Origin of the sequence: Streptantibioticus ferralitis (assembly GCF_029223525.1) — a bacterium.
Taxonomy (GTDB): Bacteria; Actinomycetota; Actinomycetes; order Streptomycetales; family Streptomycetaceae; genus Streptantibioticus_A; species Streptantibioticus_A ferralitis.
Genome location: NZ_JARHTQ010000054.1, coordinates 13,821 through 30,334 on the forward strand (window position 1 = coordinate 13,821; position 16,514 = coordinate 30,334).

Genomic DNA, 16,514 nt, shown 5'->3' on the forward strand with positions numbered 1-16,514 from the left:
GACCCACCCTGTCGAACGCGTGTTGCGTGATCACGAACGCTTCGTGACGGATGGGTAAAGGAGGGCCGTTGTGGGGTTAGTTGCCCCCTTTACTGCCATCCATCCGGTTTCTTGTGGCGGTCGTGGTGGGGCCGGTGCCGGATGCGGTGGATCGGGACGTGGCGGACCGTGCCAAACGGCGCAGCGTCACGCCGCACCACCGGGCGTAGGCACGTTGCATTACCCGTCCCAGCGGTCCCGCGGCGCGCATGTACCAACTGGCCGCCCGGCTGAACGCGGTAATGGTCAACCAGACCGCCCCATCACCGTCCTGCTCGACGATGAACGACTCCTCGCCGCATTCGGGGTGGCCCGGCAGTGTCCCGTAGGCGAAGCCGATCCGGTGCGGTTCGCGCACCGTCCACACCACCTCGCAGGGCGCCTGTATTCGCCATCGCCCGGCGCCGAGCCCCACCACGACCTGGACGCCCGGCGCCGCCTCGGCGGCGGGGGAGTCCATCCGTACGCCCATCGCGCGGTGCATCCGCCAGCTGAGCACCGCCGCACCGGCGGTGGTCAGGGCCGACGGCCCGTCACCGACCCGGGTACGGACGCGGAAGAAGTGGTATCCGGGCGGCGGGAGTTCACCGCCGTGCCGCGTCGCCCCCACCTCGTCGTATGTGAACGTGCCCACCGTCCCACCCCCTTGCCTCGTGGTTCCCACATTAGACCGAGGCACTGACAACCGGGCGGGGCGCAGGCGGTGGGCAGGGGCGTGGGTCAGCGGCTCGCGTCCAGGATCACCCGGGTGACCAGCCGGGGGTCGTCGTTCATCGGCACATGACCGCATCCCGGAAGCCGGATCAGCCGGGCGTGCGGGACCACTCGTTTGGCCCGGATGCCCTGCCGCCGCACCAGGACGTGGTCGCGGGTGCCCCAGCCGATGGTCACCGGGATCTCCCGGGAGATGTCGCCGTCGAACAGCGCACCCTTGCGGCCTGCCGACAAGGTGGCCTCGAAGCCGGGCGCCTCGCGCAGCGCCCTGGTCTCGGCGGCGACCGCCTCGGGCGACCGTCGACCGGGGCGGTTGTAGATGCTGCCGGTCAGCGCCGCCCGCCCGGCAGCGGACCGGGACAGCCGCTCGACCGTGGTGGGCGGCAGCAGCAGTGCGCCGCGCCGCATGGTGCTGAGCACGGTGAACGCGTAGATCCGTTCGGGCTCGGTCCAGAACCCGGCAGGCGACAGCGCGGTCACGCTTCGCACCTGGCCGGCCCGCGCGAGATGGAGGGCGATCAGTCCGCCGAGCGAGTTGCCGACGACATGCGGCCGCTCGATGCCGAGCGACGCGAACATGGCGGCGAACACCTCCACGGCGGTGTCCAGCGAGTACGGAATGGACGGCGGCTGGGCGGGCGACTCGCCGAATCCGGGCAGGTCGATGGCGATGACCTCGCGCTGCGCGGCCAGTGCGCCGGCCACCGGATCCCAGGCCTGCCGGTGGTGCCCGATGCCGTGCAGCAGGACGATCGGTTCACCCGAGCCGTGCCGCTCGTACGCCGCTGTCACCGTGGGCCGCCCTGCCGGGGCGACGTGGACGAAGGAGGTCGTAGCCGTGGTGGTGGTCATGCTCGCTCCGGTCCCTACTCAGTGGTAACCCTTGGGTAACACTGTCCGGCCGACGGATGGTTACGACAAGGGTTTTGCCGGTCACAAAAGCGATGGGCCCTTGATCTCAACGAGCCCTCCGCACCCCGATGTTGAAGCCCGCGTCTCCGCACGACCGCATCCGTGTCCTCCACCTCAGCGGGTGCGCCCGCCCCGAGCCCGACGAGGCTCGCCCGGGAGGTCCCGCCGACGACTCCCGTGCCCGGTACCGCGTACCGCATGGGGACTCTCCCTCCGGCGGCCGCTCCCATGGCGGCATGCAGGGCCATTGTGAGCCGGGTGGCCCCGTTCCGCCTGGTCAACCGCACAGCCGGACCGCTGGGATGGCGGTACGGCCGACCCGGCCGGGCGGACAGCCGCCGGGAGCCAGGCCCGCGGGGGTCTTCGGCGGCCCGAGGCGATCGTCACCGGTCTGGAGCACACCGTCCCCGACGCCCTGTCACAGGCCGCCCGCCACTCGCAGGACGGCTCCGGTGGTGTACGAGGCATCCGGGGACAGCAGCCACTCGACGGCAGCGGCGATCTCCTCCGGCTCGCCGGGGCGCCCCATCGGCACCCGTCCCCGAACCCGCCAGGGCCGCTCGGGGTCGCCCATCGCCGCGTGGATATCGGTCACCGTCATGCCGGGCTGGACCGAGTTGACCCGCACTCCGTCCGGCGCCAGTTCCTTGGCGAGGCCCAGGGTGAGCGCGTCGACCGCCGCCTTGCTCGCCGCGTAGTGCACATACTCGCCTGGGCTGCCGAGCGTCGCGCCACCGGAGGAGATGTTGACGATGGCTCCGCCGTTTCCGCCGTAGCGGGTGGACATCTCCAGCGCCGCGCGGCGGGCGCACATCATCGCGCCCATCACGTTCACGTCCACGACCCGGCGCATCACCTCGACCGGAGTCTCTGTGAACCGCCCCAACGGGCCGGTGATCCCAGCATTGTTGACCAGCCCGGTGATCGACCCGAGGCGCTCCTTGACCGTGTCGAAGAACTCCTCGACCCGCTCCTCGACACTGGTGTCGACCTGGACCACGAAGCACTCGCCGCCCGCTTCGCGGACCCGCTCGGCGACGTCCTGTGCGGCGTCGACCGCGCGCTCGTATCCGATGCCGATGTGGTGACCCCGCTGGGCCAGACGCAGCACGACGGCCGCTCCGATGCCTCGACTGCCGCCGGTGACCACCGTGACAGGACTCATCTGCTTCGCTCCCAGTGCCGCACCTCCGTACGGCGATCGCATGCCGCACGGTGATCGAAAACGCTAGCGCACCGGTGAACCCAAGCCGAGTGTCCCGAATTCTCCCGAAAAGTGAGGCGCGGCGGGCTTGTGCGAACTTGGCGTGAACGCTGCGCGTAGTGCCGTGTGTACGGGGGGTAGGGAGGTGAGGATTGGTCTTGACCAAGGGGTGAGCCCGTCCTATGGTCGCGGTGAGAGTACTGAAACAACCCTTAATAAATAAGGGTGAGAAACCCCAGGGTGGTCAACATCCGGGGCGCGCACGGCCCGTAGGGCACATGCCGACACACGCCGGATGCGGAGGACAGGGTGGGGACCACGCAGCTTGAGGCGCCGCAGGAGCCGAAGTACTGGCATTTGAAGACCGTTCTGGGTGATGCGCTCGACTCGGAGTTCGCGGTGGGCGAGGTGCTGCCCAACGAGCGGGAGTTGGCGGCGCGCTTCGGTGTCGCCCGCGCCACGCTCCGCCAGGCTCTGGAACAGCTGGAGTTGGAGGGGCGGCTGCAGCGGCGCCGTGGTGTCGGCACCACCGTCGCCCCGCCGCGCATCGGCGTCTCGGTCGGTCCCGCGCAGGGGAGTTGGCCCGGCGAGGGCAATGACGCATGGCGCGCCATCGGTTGCGCGGAGGCGCCCGCGCCCGCGTCCGTGGCCCGACTGCTCGGGGAGTCCGCGCGGGATGACCGTCCGGTCCACACCATCCGACGGGTGCGGATGACGCATGCTCAGCCGGTCGCCACCGAGCTGTTGTACGTACCCCCGGCTTCCGTGCCGGGGCTGCCGGAGCTGCTCACCCCAGTGGCGCACGCGCACGCCGTGCTGCGCGAGCTGCACCGGCTTGAGCTGGAGGGCGAGGACCGCTCCGTCGAACTCGGCTCGGCCCGCGCGGAGGACGCCAAGCAGTTGGAGCGGCTGCCCGGCGCCCCGGTACTGCTCGTCACCACTCGCTACTTCGCCGCCGGGCGGGTCGCGGCGGCCGCCGTGGCGACGTACCGGGCCGACACCTGCCGGCTGACCTTCGGCGACACGGGCGCCATGGAGATCACCCACCACGGCGCTGACGCCAACCGAGAGCGCCGCCACGCTTCCTGAAGGCCTTGCGTTACCCGAAGGTCGCCACTCTTCCCGAGGGCTCGTCGGGTTCCGGATACGCGGTTCGTCGGGTTCCGTTCATGGGCGGGCCGGGGCGGCCTGTTCCACCGCGAAAAGCTGCTCCTCGACATGGTCGAGCGCGAGCCGCAGCGCGCCGATGGCCACCGCCTCCTCGCCCAGCGCGGACAGCGCGACCTTCGGCGGGCGTAGGCAGTAGCGGGCCAACTCGTCGCGCAGCGGCTCCAGTACACCGTCGAGTCCGGCCGCCCAACCGCCCAGGACGACGAGTTCCGGATCCAGCGCGAGCACCAGTGCCGCCACATCGTGCACCAGCCGTCTCAGGAAGCGCTCCACCGCCTCACGGGCCCGCGGGTCGCCTTCCCGGGCGAGCCCGAACACCCGGGTCACCGCGGGTTCGTCCAACGGATCCAACGGCGTGCCCGTGGTGGACAGCAACCGCTCCGGAGTCGCCTCCCGGCCGAGCAGGTGCAGTGCGCCGATCTCGCCCGCGGCGCCGCCGAAGCCGCGGTGCAACCGGCCGCCGATCAGCGATCCGGCACCTGGACTCAGCCCGGCCATGACGAAAACGATGTCATCGCTGCCGTGTGCCGCGCCCATCCAGTGCTCCGCGACCGCGGCGGCGTTGGCGTCGTTCTCCACCAGCACCGGGCAGCGGAACGAGCGCCGCAACCGGTCACCCAGCGGCAGCCCGGTCCACCCGGGCATGGCGGTGCCCAACCGGACGGTGCCATCCGATTCCACGATTCCCGGACTGCCGACGCCCACCGCCCACAGCGTGCTGCGCGCCACCCCGGAACCGCGCAGCAGGTCCGCGACCGCGACCCGCACCCGCTCCAGCCGGTCGTCCGCGGGGAGCAGGCCATCGAGGTCGTGCCCGAGCGAGTCCAGTACCCGGCCGCTGAGATCGGCGAGCACCACCCGCACCTGGTGCACACCGATCTCGATGCCCAGCAGATGGCCCGCCTCGGCGTGGAACCGGAACCGGCGGGCGGGGCGTCCCTGCCTACGGACGTCACCCGGGTCGGCGGGCGCCTCCACCACGAGACCGGACCCCGTCAGACCTTCGATGACGCCCTCAACGGTCGGCCTGGACAGGCCGGTGGCGCGGACCAGTTCGGTCAGAGTGCGGGATCGTTCACCACGCAGCGTGTGGAGCACCACCGCTGAATTGATTCTGCGCAGCAGGGAGGGGTCCCCACCGGTGAGCCGCCCCAACGTCCGCCTCCCTGACCGTGCGCATGGCCCCACCGAACGCGCGCGCGTGCGCGTTGGTCCCGTCAGGGCTGACCCATGGAGATCTGCCGGACGGGGCCTGGGGGTAGTGCGCGTGTGGCGGGATCGTACCTGGCGTGACGCAATGCGGCGAATGGGGCCAACTTGGTCCGGACCAGCACTGATCCACTCACCGGCCGTCGGGGCCCTGCTGGCGTTCGCCCGGTCTCAGCTGTCGCCCGCGGCGGCCCGTAGCCGGGCGAACTCCTCGGCGATGGTGCGCGGTGTCCAGTGGGCGTTGAGGCCGCTCGGATTGGGCAGCGCCCATATCCGAGTAGTGCCGATGACGCGCTCCTGCGGGCCGATCTTGGCAGCACGCTCACCGAAGGCGGTGCGGTACGCGGTGATGCCCGCCACGGCCAGCCACCGCGGCCGGTAACGGTGCACCGAGGCGACGAGCGCCCGCCCGCCCTCGCGCAGTTCCTCGTCGCTCAGCTCATCGGCTCGAGCGGTTGCGCGCGCTGCGACGTTGGTGATGCCGAGACCGTAGTCGAGCAGCTCTTCCTGCTCGGCGGGCGCGAGTTGGCGTGGGGTGAAGCCGGAAGCGTGCAGCGCGGGCCAGAAGCGGTTGCCGGGACGGGCGAAGTGATGGCCGGTGGCGGCTGACAGCAACCCCGGGTTGATGCCGCAGAAGAGCACCCGGAGGTTGCCCGCGATCACATCCGCAATGGTGCGATCGCGGGCGGCCGCCAGTTCCTCGGGCGTCAGAGGATCGCCCCGGGCGTGTACGAGGCGGCCCGCGGGTAGCGCTCGGCGACCTCCTCGACGCGCCGCACCACCGCGGCGACCTGGTCGGCGGCGGCACCGGTGAAGGACAGCCGGTCGGCCATCAGCGCCTCAAGTCCGGCCCGGTCCAGCGGAATCCGCTCATCCTCGGCCAGCCGGTCCAGCAGTTCGTTGCGCTCGGCGCCCTTCTCGCGCATCGCGAGGGCGGTCGCCACCGCGTGCTCCTTGATCGCCTCGTGGGCGACCTCGCGGCCCACCCCGGCGCGGACCGCGGCCATCAGCACCTTGGTCGAGGCCAGGAACGGCAGGTAGCGGTCCAACTCGCGGGCGATGACCGCGGGGAACGCGCCGAACTCGTCCAGCACCGTCAAGAACGTCTCCAGCAGCCCGTCGAAGGCGAAGAAGGCGTCCGGCAGCGCGACCCGGCGCACCACGGAGCACGACACATCGCCCTCGTTCCACTGGTCGCCCGCCAGCTCCCCGGCCATCGACGCATAGCCGCGCAGGATCACCGCGAGCCCGTTGACCCGCTCACAGGAACGAGTGTTCATCTTGTGCGGCATCGCGGAGGAGCCGACCTGGCCCGGCTTGAAGCCCTCGGTCACCAGCTCGTGTCCGGCCATCAGCCGGATGGTCTTGGCGAGCGAGGATGGAGCCGCGGCCAGCTGCACCAGCGCGGAGACGACCTCGTAGTCCAGCGAGCGCGGGTAGACCTGGCCCACCGAGGTAAAGTCCCGCGAGAAGCCCAGATGCGCGGCGATCCGGGATTCCAGCTCGGTGAGCTTGGCGGTGTCGCCACCCAGCAGATCGAGCATGTCCTGAGCGGTGCCCACCGGACCCTTGATGCCGCGCAGCGGATAGCGGCGGAGCAACTCCTCGACCCGCTCGAAGGCGACCAGCAACTCATCGGCGGCGGTCGCGAAACGCTTGCCGAGCGTGGTGGTCTGCGCCGCGACGTTGTGCGAACGGCCCGCCATCACCAACTCGGCGTTCTCAGCAGCCAACTTGCCGAGCCGGGCGAGCACGGCGACGGTGCGGTCACGCACCAGTTCCAGCGAGAGCCGGATCTGCAACTGCTCGACGTTCTCCGTCAGATCACGCGAGGTCATGCCCTTGTGCACATGCTCATGGCCGGCGAGGGCGTTGAACTCCTCGATGCGTGCCTTCACATCGTGCCGGGTGACCTTCTCCCGCTCGGCGATGGAGTCGAGATCGACCTGCTCCAGCACCCGCTCGTAGTCCGCCAGTGCCTGCTCCGGCACATCGATCCCGAGGTCTCGCTGAGCCCGAAGCACGGCGAGCCACAGTCGGCGCTCAAGGATCACCTTGTGCTGGGGGGACCACAAGGTGGCGAGCTCGGCCGAGGCGTAGCGGTTGGCCAGGACGTTCGGGATGCGCGGCTTAACGGTCACGTGACCAGAGTCTACTGGCGGTTCGCGCAGGTGAGCGCCGTGGTCCGGTTTGTGCGTTGCTACTAGTGCGGTCTCGGTGCGCTCAGCCCTCGTACGGCAGCAGCTCGGGGCGCTTGGCCGGTCGGCCGTCGCCCGAGGAGCGGTTGGTGAGCCGCCTGCCGATCCACGGGATCAGGTGCTCGCGGGCGAAGCGTATGTCCGCCGCGCGTCGCGCCCGCCACCCCGGCGGCAGATACGGCGGCAGCGGGGCGTCCCAGTCGAACCACGCCTCATGGCCGAGCGCCTGCCACACCGCTTCGGCCACCCGCCGGTGACCCTCGGCGTTCAGATGCAGCCGGTCATCCGCCCACATCCGGGGATCGCCCAGCGCCTCGGACGAGAACAGGTCCACCACCAACGCGCCGTTGCGGGCCGCCAGCTCGTCGATGAAGTCGAACAACTGCTCCATGCGCGGCCTCATCCGCTCCATCACGGATCCCCGCCGGGCCGGGCTGCGCATCAGCACCAGCTGCCGACAGTTCGGGGCCAGCCTGATCACCGCCTCCTCAAGCCGCGCGCAGACCTCCGCGACATCGCACTTGGGCCGCAGCACATCGTTGAGCCCACCGACCAGCGTCACCAGCTCCGCGCCCATCGCCGCCGCGGGCTCCGTCTGCTCCTCGACGATCTGCCCGATGAGCTTCCCCCGCACCGCGAGATTGGCGTAGCGGAACCCGGGCGAGTGGGCGGCGAGCCGAGCCGCCAGCAGATCCGCCCAGCCGCGGTAGGTACCGTCCGGAAGGTCGTCGGACATGCCCTCGGTGAAGGAATCACCCACGGCCGTGAAACTGGTGAACCGGACATCGATCTCCATGGCGCGGGCGATCCTATCCGGTCGCCGTTCCGGGCTGCCCAGGCGTCACCAGACGCCGGGTATGAGTCTGCGGGTGCGGGCGGCATACGCCCTGTACTCCTCGCCGAGCGCGTCGAGCAGCATCCGCTCCTCCACCCGTATGCGATAGCCCAGTGCGATCAGACAGCAGGCGGTGAACACCAGCCAGGACGCCGCATTGCCCATCAGCAGGGCGAGGACCAGGGCCGCCAGCAGCATGCCGCTGTACGCGGGATGCCGTACCCAGCGGTAAGGACCCGTGCTGACGACTCGATGGCCGTGCTGGATGTGCACCGTGCCACGGAAGAACCGGCCGAGCGCGATGATCGCCCACAGCCTGAACGCTATCCCGGCCCAGGCCACCACCAGCACCGCTATCCGTACCGCCACCGAGTGTGTGGAGTACGACAGGGCGGGCACCGCGTGCCGTACCGGTCCGGACAGCAGGATGCCGCCGACGATCAGTACCGGAATGAGAAGGAGGCTGAGCCACTCCGTGCGCTCGGTGCTTTCGCTCCGGTGCAGCTGCCGTATCTGCAGCACGGTTTCAGCCGCCACCCACACCCAGATGGTGATCACGAGCGCGACGTTCACAGCGTGATGCATGACGGCACCTCCGACCGTTCCGCGACCCCGTAGCCCGCGGCGGGACCTTCGACTTCACGATCGCACCGGGGCCGGGTGGAGCGGCTCCACCCACGGGTGGACCCTCGGGTGGAGATCCGCCGGGCGCTCGCCCGTCGGCTACGCCTCCCGCGTGGCCTGAAGATCGTGCGGCGCCTGCCCGACCAACTCGCGCAGCACGTCTTCCATGGTCACCAAGCCCACCGTGCGCCCCTCGTCATCCACGACGGCCGCCAGATGCGCCCGGCGGCTGCGCATCGCGGTGAGCGCGTCGTCCAACGGCGTACTGGCCCGCACCCGGGTGATCGGCCGCAACGCGGACACCGGAAACGCGGCGTCGCGGCGCTCGGCGGCCAGCGCGTCCTTGACGTGCAGATAGCCGAGCACCCGCCCTGCGGAGTCGGTCACCGGGAAACGGGAGAAGCCGGTCGAGGCGGCGAGCCGCTCCAGGTCTTCCGGGGTGATCCCCAGCCGTGCGGACACCACACGCTCGGCGGGCAGCACGACCTCGCCGACCGGACGGCGGCCCAGTTCCAACGCGTCCTGCAGCCGCTCGGTCGCGCGCTCGTCCAGCAGCCCGGCCTGACCGGCATCGGTGACCATCCGGGCCAGTTCGGCATCGGAGAACGCCGCCGCCACCTCGTCCCTGGGCTCGACCCGCAGCAGCCGCAGACCCGCGTTGGCGAGGGCGTTGACGACGAGGATCACCGGGCGCAGCGTCCGGGTGAGGGCGACCAGCGGGGGTCCCAGGGCGAGCGCCGCGCGGGGCGGGTCCGACAGGGCGATGTTCTTCGGCACCATCTCACCGAAGAGCATGTGCAGATACGTCGCGGCAGCCAATGCGATCACGAACGCGGTGGGGCGCACCAGGCTGGTCGACACGTTCGCCGCGTGGAAGGCGGGCTCCAGCAGGTGGGCGAAGGCCGGTTCGGCGACCGCGCCCAGCACCAGGGTGCACACCGTGATACCGAGTTGAGCTGTCGCCATCAACGCGGAGACGTGCTCCAGACCCCACAGCACACTGCGGGCCCGGCGGTCGCCGCGCTCGGCGAGCGGGTCGATCTGGCTGCGTCGCACCGAGACCAGTGCGAACTCGGCGCCGACGAAGAACGCGTTGGCCACCAGGGTCAGCACACCGACGAACAGTTGCAGCGCGATCATCGCGGGGTCTCCCCGCTCTCGTCGGTGTCGGCCGGGGGCGCGGTCAGGCGCAGCCGGGCGGCGCGGTGTCCGGTCGCCTCGGTGACCTCAAGCTGCCAGCCCGCCACCTCGACGGAGTCGCCCGCCCGCGGGATCCTGCCGAGCCGTTGAGCGACAAGGCCCGCCAGGGTCTCGTACGGGCCCGGGGGTACATGGAGTCCGATCTGCTCCAACTGGTCGGTGCGGGTGGCGCCGTCGGAGTCGTACACCGGCCGCCCTGAGGTGTCCTCGCCGACCAGGGCCAGGTCGGGGGTCTCGTGCGGATCGTGTTCGTCGCGGACCTCGCCCACTACCTCCTCGACGATGTCCTCCAGGGTGACGACGCCCGCGGTGCCGCCGTACTCGTCGATGACCACGGCCATGCTGCGGTCGCCGGAAAGCCGGTCGAGGAGCTGGTCCACCGGTAGTGACTCCGGAACCAGCGGCGGCTCCTTCATCAGGGTGGTCACCGGATACCGGTCGCGCTGTTCGGCCGGGACCGCCAGCGCGTCTTTGACGTGGACGACGCCGACCACGGAGTCCAGGCTGTCGCGGTAGACCGGGAAGCGGGACAGACCGGTGGTGCGGGTGGCCTCGGCGACGTCCTCCGCGGTGGCGTGGACGTCGAGCGCGGTCACCTGCACCCGGGGGGTCATGACGTTCTCCGCGGTCAGGTCCGGTAGGCCCAGTGTGCGGACGAACAGTTCGGCGGTGTCCGCCTCCAGGGCGCCCTGCTTCGCGGAGTGCTTGGCGAGCGCCTCCAGCTCCTGGCGGCTGCGGGTGGAGACCAGTTCCTCCGCCGGTTCGATACCGAGGCGTCGCAGGATGCGGTTGGCCGTGCTGTTCAGATGCCCGATCAGCGGCCGGAACGTGGCGCTGAAGGCGCGCTGCGGTGTGGCGACGGCCTTGGCCACCGCGAGTGGACGGGAGATCGCCCAGTTCTTGGGGATCAGTTCGCCGACGACCATCAGTACGACGGTGGACAGCGCCGTGCCCAGCACGAGCGCCGCGGAGGTGGCCGCGGCGCCGAGGCCCACGGCCCTCAACGGCCCGGCCAGCAGCCTGGCGACGGACGGCTCCGCGATCATGCCGATGACCAGTCCGGTGACCGTGATGCCGAGCTGCGCCCCGGACAACTGGAACGTGAGCTTATGGGCGGCCTTGCGCGCGCTGTCGGCGCCGCGTTCGCCCCTTTGAGCCGCCCGGTCCAACTCGGCACGTTCGACCGTCGTCAGCGAGAACTCGGCAGCTACGAAGACGCCGCAGGCCAGCACGAGCGCCAGGGCGAGGAGCAGTAGGAGCACTTCGGTCATCGCGACACCTCGGTTCCATGATCGGCCCGCGGCGGGCCGAACGCGCGGCGTTTGCGAAGCCGGTGCGGGGTGACGCGGCGACTGGAAGGCTCGCCCATGCGGGGCGCTCACACCTCTCGATCAGGTCGCTTCGGCGACTGGTGGGCCTCTATGGTAAAGGGGAAGTAAAGCGAGCTTGGTGTGTGAGCGGCCTCGTCCACCGGCTCCACCGGGGCCCGGGCACATATCCCGCGGCCCGCCAGGCGTGGTGCGCACGCTCGTTGCCGTCGAGCACCATGGCGTCCCCCCGGCATCGGTTCGGGCCGGCCGACGCGCCGCCGCGCACGAGCGGTTCGGCAAGGGCGGCATGCGCGGGCGCATCGTGCTGATGCCCTGAGCTCGCCGGTGAAGTGTGGCGTCGGCGCGGCGAGTGCGGAGTCAGATCGCGAGGACTGCGGCGGTGGCGGGGCCGAGGAAGATGTAGCCGCCTTGCCGTATGGCGCATCCACCGCGCAGCGGCACGTCCAGCAACAGCCCACCGGCAGCAAACACTCACTCAGCGGGTTTCCTGGGTGCGGGTGCCGTAGCGGAGTCCGTCGACGAGCAGGGCGATCATGCGTTGGGTGTGGCCGTTGTCGTCTTCCTGGGCGGGCAGGGTCAGGTTGGCTACGGCGCGCAGCAGGTCGTCCGGGTCGATGTCGGAGCGGATCTGGCCGGCTTTCGCTGCGGTGTCGAGGAGTGCGCCGAGGACGGGCACGAAGCGCTGCTGGAAGTAGGCGGGCAGGCTGTCGTAGGCCGGGTCTCCTGAGTGCAGGGCGGCGCTGAGTCCGCGTTTGGTGGCGATGAAGCTCGCGAAGCGCCGCAACCAGTGGGCGAGCGCTTCGGTCGGTTCGTGCTGGGCCGCGAGGGAGGGAGCGGCGTCGGCGCAGGCGTCCACCTCGTGGCGGAAGACGGCGGCGATGAGGTCCGAGCGCTGCGGGAAGTGCCGGTAGAGGGTGCCTGCTCCCACGCCCGCCTTGGCGGTGATCTGACGCACCGGGGCGTCCACGCCGGAGGCGGTGAACACTTCCGCGGTTGCGGTGAGCAGGGTGTCGATGCTGCGTTGCGCGTCGGCGCGCACGCGCTGGCGGGGACGCCCCCCATCCGTCAGGCCGTCGTTCACGGTCTACTCCTCCCGCTAACGGGAGCGGCGTTCCGCATCGTCTTACTGGAACACCGCTCCGCTTGACCGAGCGTAGCGCGCTGCAGCGGGCGCAAGCTATGCGCGAGTCCCCATCCCGACGCCCGCTCTGGCTGTGATCTCACGGTTGGCGCATCGACGCCGGAGGTGACGAACACCGCGGCGGCGAGTGGCGTCGGCTGGTTGCGCAGCGCGTCGACCCGCTTACTCCGGGCCGGCATCTCCCCGTACTGGCTTGTGGTGGGCGCCACGCTCTCCTTCCGATGGCCGTTGACTAATCGGAACGCTGTTCCGTATATTAATTGGAACGGCGCTCCGCTTTCCGTATGGGTGAAGCCGGACGCTCCTGACCGCCTCACCCGCCGTCAGCCGAACGAGACCGGCGGTAGAGGCCATTGAAGGGAAATGCGCATCATGAGTGAATCGACTTACACAGCCGACATCGTCGGCTCACCCACTCCCGTCCTCTCGGTCAGTCCGGTGGTGCTGCCGGCTCCCGGCCGAGCCGTCGACCTGGAGGTGCGAGTCTCCGCGCCCCTGACCGGGAGCGACCTGCCGGTCATCCTCCTCTCGCACGGTCATGGCTACTCGAACAACCTCTCCTCACTGAACGGCTACGCCCCCCTCGCCAACTTCTGGGCGGCGCACGGTTTCGTCGTGATCCAGCCCACCCATCTGAGCTCGAGGACGCTGAGCCTGGATCCCGAAACCCCCGGGGCGCCTCTGTACTGGCGATCACGGGCCGAGGACATGAAGCGCATCCTCGACCAGCTCGACGTGATCGAGGCCGCCGTCCCGCAGCTCCTCGGGCGCCTGGACCAAAGCAAGGTCGCCGTAGCCGGGCACTCGATGGGCGGGCACACCGCGAGCCTGCTGCTGGGCGCCCGGCTCACCGATCCGCACGACGGAACGGAAGTGAACCTGGCCGAGCCCCGGATCAAGGCGGGTGTACTGCTTGCCGCGCCCGGCAGAGGCGGCGATGCCCTCAGCGAGTCCGCGGCCAAGAACCTTTCTTTCTTCTTGACCACGGACTTCTCCGAGATGGCGACGCCCGCGCTCGTGGTCGCCGGCGACAAGGACGACTCTCCCCACCTGACGGTTCGGGGACCGGACTGGCACACCGATCCGTACTTCCTCTCCCCGGGCCCCAAGTCCCTGCTCACCCTGTTCGACGCAGGGCACGGGCTCGGCGGGGTCGCTGGATATGACGTCGCCGAGACCACGGACGAGAACCCCGAGCGAGTGTCTGCGGTCCAGCGGCTCACCTGGGCCTACCTTCGCACCGAGCTCTACCCCGGAGATCCCGCCTGGCAGGCGGCGCGTGACGCGCTGACGGCCGACCCCAACCCGTTGGGACGGGTCGAATCCAAGTAAGCCAAAGAGACACCGTCTCTGTGGCGGACCAACGGCACGAGATGGTCGCGCTCGACAAGGAGATGGTCGCCGCACCGGCCCGCGCCTTTCTGGAACGAAACGCGCTACGCCGGCGGGGGCGACCATCTCACCGTCGGGCTGGATCGGCAGCTCCTCCGTGAAGGGCACAGTCGGCCCTCGGCGGACTTCTTCCGAGACCCGTAACCCAATTGCGGTCTCGCCCACGGCTTGGGTCAGGTCGGCGACCTCCGCCTCAGGCTGCTCCCTGTTCAACGGACGCGAGCGGCCCGCAGCCAGCGCCGTCTTGCTCGCCTCAGGGACATGGCGGTACCCGGGGCCGTGCGTGCCCCGGACGACCCGCACACGAAGCCGCTGCTCGGCATGGCCGCGCTTGCCGGTGCTAGCGTATGAGCGCTAGCTTTGTGGGTATGGCGAAGACACAGCTGAACGTGCGGGTCGACGAGGCCACCGCGGAGACCGCCAAGAACCGCGCCTCCCAACGCGGTATCAGCGTCAACCGCTACATCGAGGAACTGGTCCGTGCCGACCAGGGCGAGAACGGCCGGACCTTCGTCGAGGCCGCGGCCGACTTCATGAAGCAGTACGAAGCGGTCTTCGCCGAGGAGTTCGGACACGAGCGCGAAGGCAGGCGCCTCAACGTCCTGTCCGACGACGACGCGTCGAACGGCGGTTCCGCCTCGGGGCGTACGCTCGCGTGACCCTGCGCATCGACCTCGCTTGGCTGCTGATGGTCGCCGAGCGCAACACCCCTGGCGACCCGCAGGTCACCGACTGGGGAGCGTTGCTCGCCGCGGTCGCCCGGCACCAAGCGGAGATATTCGGCACACCCGTCTACCCCGATCCGCGCCAACGCGCCGCCGCGCTATTGCAGTTGCTGGTGCATGTCCCCGCGCTGGAACGCTCCAACGTGATGTTCGCCTGCGCGGTGGCCTACGCGTATCTGGTCGCGTGCGGCCTGAAGGTGGTCACCTCGCCCGAGCAGGTACGTGATCTGGCGCGTCTGGTGAAGGACGGCACCGCGGACCTGGAACGGATCACCGCCGAACTGCGAGGCTGGACCGGGGGCCAGGAGCACTAGGCGCCCAGTGCGGCTCGTGGAAGGGCGTCCACACCCGGCTGCGGATCTGGGCGATCGACGGCACCTGGCACCCGCGGCGGGCGGCAGACCGCCCGTGCTTCCACCGTGCGGCCTACAAGCAGCGCAACGCCGTTGAGATGAGCAAGCCACAGTGCTGTCATACCTGCGGTTCGCTGTCATGGGTTCCGATTCCTTCCTCGTTGTCGATTATCGCCAGGCGCTGGTGGTACAGCCAGGCGTGGCGGGCGCCGCGGCCGCGCGGCAGCTCGTGGATGCGGCGGAGTCGTTCGACCTCTGCGGGGTCGGCGTGGATGATCCAGGAGTGGCGCGCGTCGTTGCGTTGGTGGGCGGTGACCCAGCCTTTCTTGATCCAGCCGTGGAGGGTGACGTGCGGCATGCCCAGCTCGCGGGCGAGATCGGTGAGCCACCACTCGTCGGCGCCCGGCGGGTCGGCGGCCTGGCGCTGGGCGTGCTCTTGGTGGCTGACGCAGCCCAGTTCCTGCAGGAGTTGGCGTACTCCCTGGGTGCCGAAGTGGTCGCGGCGTTTGGGTGGCCGGAAGCCTTCGGCATTGAGAGTGGTAGCGATGACCGCGGCGGTGTGGCCGGCCTGGGCCAGTTCGCGAGCGCGGGCTGCCAGTTGCGGAAAGTAGCTGAGCTGGTCCAGGCGGCCGACGGGGCGGATGACCTCGCCGTGGCTGTGGTGCCCGCCTGCCCAGGTGATCTGCACGGTGACGCGCTCGCTGTCGCCGACGACGGTCACCTCGACCCGCTCGATCAGGTGCCGCAGCAGCTGCTTGCGGTCGGCGTCGGTGGTGGTCGGCGCGTGCCATACCGCGGGCAGGTCGCGGGCGAGGGCGGTGACCTGCTTGCGCTCTTGTGATGTGAGAAGGCGAGGTCGGGTGGCGAGGAAGCGGTCGTGTTCCTCGCCCAGTTGCTGCCGCTGACGCAGCGCGGCTTCCCAGCTGCGCTCCAGCTCCCGTACTACCAGCCGGTTTTCGGGCTCGGCGAGCTTGTACTGGCGCCGGGCCCGCTCGACGGCGTAATCCGCCCGCTCTAGCCGCTGCCGCCAGACCTGCTCGACGTCCTGCCGCCGTTGCTCGGCCCGCTCGACGGCCTGAAGCGAGACCTCAAGGGCGGCGGGTGCCATCGCGTCGAGCAGGGCGCTGGTGACGTGGCGGTCGACGCAGGTGCCCGACAGTTGTTGGCAGACCTCGCCGCCGTAGTCGGCCTTGAGTCGGTCGCACTCGTACTTGGGCCACAGCTTGCCGCCCTGGCCGCGCTGGTAGTGCACGGTCATGCGGGTGCTGCAGCGTCCGCACCAGATCAATCCGGCCAGCAGCGCCGGCCCGTCGCGCACCGCTCCCATGCTTAACGAGCGTGCCCGGTTCGCCTCGATCCTGGCCAGGTTCCGCTCGTGCCGTTCGGTGTCGATATAGGCGGGTAGCACGTCGGGCAGGTAGACCAGCCATTCCTCGCGCGGGCGGCGGATGCGGCCGGTGAACGGGC

The 16,514-nt window shown here is 70.2% G+C and carries 16 protein-coding genes; 4 read left to right on the forward strand and 12 right to left on the reverse strand.

Annotated features, from left to right (window positions below; all coding sequences use genetic code 11):
- Positions 1-76: 76 nt before the first annotated feature.
- The 3 genes from P2L57_RS38125 to P2L57_RS38135 all read right to left on the reverse strand — a co-directional run bounded on the left by P2L57_RS38125 (position 77) and on the right by P2L57_RS38135 (position 2,830).
- The gene (locus P2L57_RS38125; RefSeq protein ID WP_275822833.1) at positions 77-673 is read right to left on the reverse strand and encodes a DUF1990 domain-containing protein; all 597 of its coding nucleotides are present in this window, start codon (positions 671-673) and stop codon (positions 77-79) included.
- Between the two features lie 86 nt (positions 674-759).
- Positions 760-1,605 carry an alpha/beta fold hydrolase gene (locus P2L57_RS38130; RefSeq protein ID WP_275822835.1) on the reverse strand — a complete coding sequence of 282 codons (846 nt, stop codon included), beginning with the start codon at positions 1,603-1,605 and terminating at the stop codon, positions 760-762.
- A 478-nt stretch (positions 1,606-2,083) separates the two neighbouring features.
- Positions 2,084-2,830 carry an SDR family oxidoreductase gene (locus P2L57_RS38135; RefSeq protein ID WP_275822837.1) on the reverse strand — a complete coding sequence of 249 codons (747 nt, stop codon included), beginning with the start codon at positions 2,828-2,830 and terminating at the stop codon, positions 2,084-2,086.
- A 348-nt stretch (positions 2,831-3,178) separates the two neighbouring features.
- Here P2L57_RS38135 and P2L57_RS38140 point away from each other — a divergent pair, with 348 nt between their 5' ends.
- The gene (locus P2L57_RS38140; RefSeq protein ID WP_275822839.1) at positions 3,179-3,958 is read left to right on the forward strand and encodes a GntR family transcriptional regulator; all 780 of its coding nucleotides are present in this window, start codon (positions 3,179-3,181) and stop codon (positions 3,956-3,958) included.
- Between the two features lie 78 nt (positions 3,959-4,036).
- On the opposite strand, the gene P2L57_RS38145 is transcribed toward P2L57_RS38140, so the two are convergent.
- The 8 genes from P2L57_RS38145 to P2L57_RS38180 form a co-directional block, all read right to left on the reverse strand.
- Positions 4,037-5,194 carry an ROK family transcriptional regulator gene (locus P2L57_RS38145; RefSeq protein WP_275822841.1) on the reverse strand — a complete coding sequence of 386 codons (1,158 nt, stop codon included), beginning with the start codon at positions 5,192-5,194 and terminating at the stop codon, positions 4,037-4,039.
- 225 nt (positions 5,195-5,419) lie between these two features.
- Positions 5,420-5,959: a G/U mismatch-specific DNA glycosylase gene (gene mug / locus P2L57_RS38150; protein ID WP_275822865.1), complete on the reverse strand. Its 540-nt coding sequence runs from the start codon at positions 5,957-5,959 to the stop codon at positions 5,420-5,422.
- Positions 5,956-7,389: an adenylosuccinate lyase gene (purB, locus tag P2L57_RS38155; RefSeq protein WP_275822843.1), complete on the reverse strand. Its 1,434-nt coding sequence runs from the start codon at positions 7,387-7,389 to the stop codon at positions 5,956-5,958. The genes mug and purB overlap by 4 nt, the downstream gene beginning before the upstream one ends.
- Before the next feature lie 82 nt (positions 7,390-7,471).
- Positions 7,472-8,242 (reverse strand): SGNH/GDSL hydrolase family protein, encoded by a 771-nt coding sequence (locus tag P2L57_RS38160; protein ID WP_275822845.1) that lies wholly within the window; start codon positions 8,240-8,242, stop codon positions 7,472-7,474.
- A 45-nt stretch (positions 8,243-8,287) separates the two neighbouring features.
- The gene (locus tag P2L57_RS38165; protein ID WP_275822847.1) at positions 8,288-8,866 is read right to left on the reverse strand and encodes a methyltransferase family protein; all 579 of its coding nucleotides are present in this window, start codon (positions 8,864-8,866) and stop codon (positions 8,288-8,290) included.
- Positions 8,867-9,004: 138 nt separating this feature from the next.
- A complete protein-coding gene (locus tag P2L57_RS38170; protein WP_275822849.1) occupies positions 9,005-10,045 on the reverse strand; it encodes a hemolysin family protein in 1,041 nt (346 codons plus the stop codon).
- Positions 10,042-11,376: a hemolysin family protein gene (locus P2L57_RS38175; RefSeq protein ID WP_275822851.1), complete on the reverse strand. Its 1,335-nt coding sequence runs from the start codon at positions 11,374-11,376 to the stop codon at positions 10,042-10,044. Before P2L57_RS38175 ends, P2L57_RS38170 begins: the two co-directional genes overlap by 4 nt.
- A gap of 535 nt (positions 11,377-11,911) precedes the next feature.
- Complete coding sequence (locus P2L57_RS38180) at positions 11,912-12,517, reverse strand: TetR/AcrR family transcriptional regulator (protein WP_275822853.1); 606 nt, start codon at positions 12,515-12,517, stop codon at positions 11,912-11,914.
- Positions 12,518-12,949: 432 nt separating this feature from the next.
- Between P2L57_RS38180 and P2L57_RS38190 the strand changes: the two genes are divergently transcribed.
- The 3 genes from P2L57_RS38190 (at position 12,950) to P2L57_RS38200 (ending at position 15,008) form a co-directional block, all read left to right on the forward strand.
- Positions 12,950-13,909, forward strand: coding sequence for an alpha/beta hydrolase family protein (locus P2L57_RS38190; RefSeq protein WP_275822855.1), 960 nt, complete (start codon positions 12,950-12,952; stop codon positions 13,907-13,909).
- Between the two features lie 428 nt (positions 13,910-14,337).
- Positions 14,338-14,628: a hypothetical protein gene (locus tag P2L57_RS38195; RefSeq protein WP_275822857.1), complete on the forward strand. Its 291-nt coding sequence runs from the start codon at positions 14,338-14,340 to the stop codon at positions 14,626-14,628.
- The gene (locus P2L57_RS38200; protein WP_275822859.1) at positions 14,625-15,008 is read left to right on the forward strand and encodes a fic family toxin-antitoxin system, toxin component; all 384 of its coding nucleotides are present in this window, start codon (positions 14,625-14,627) and stop codon (positions 15,006-15,008) included. Before P2L57_RS38195 ends, P2L57_RS38200 begins: the two co-directional genes overlap by 4 nt.
- Before the next feature lie 157 nt (positions 15,009-15,165).
- On the opposite strand, the gene P2L57_RS38205 is transcribed toward P2L57_RS38200, so the two are convergent.
- Positions 15,166-16,514: recombinase zinc ribbon domain-containing protein (locus P2L57_RS38205; protein ID WP_275822861.1), on the reverse strand; the 1,349-nt coding region annotated here is incomplete at its 5' end.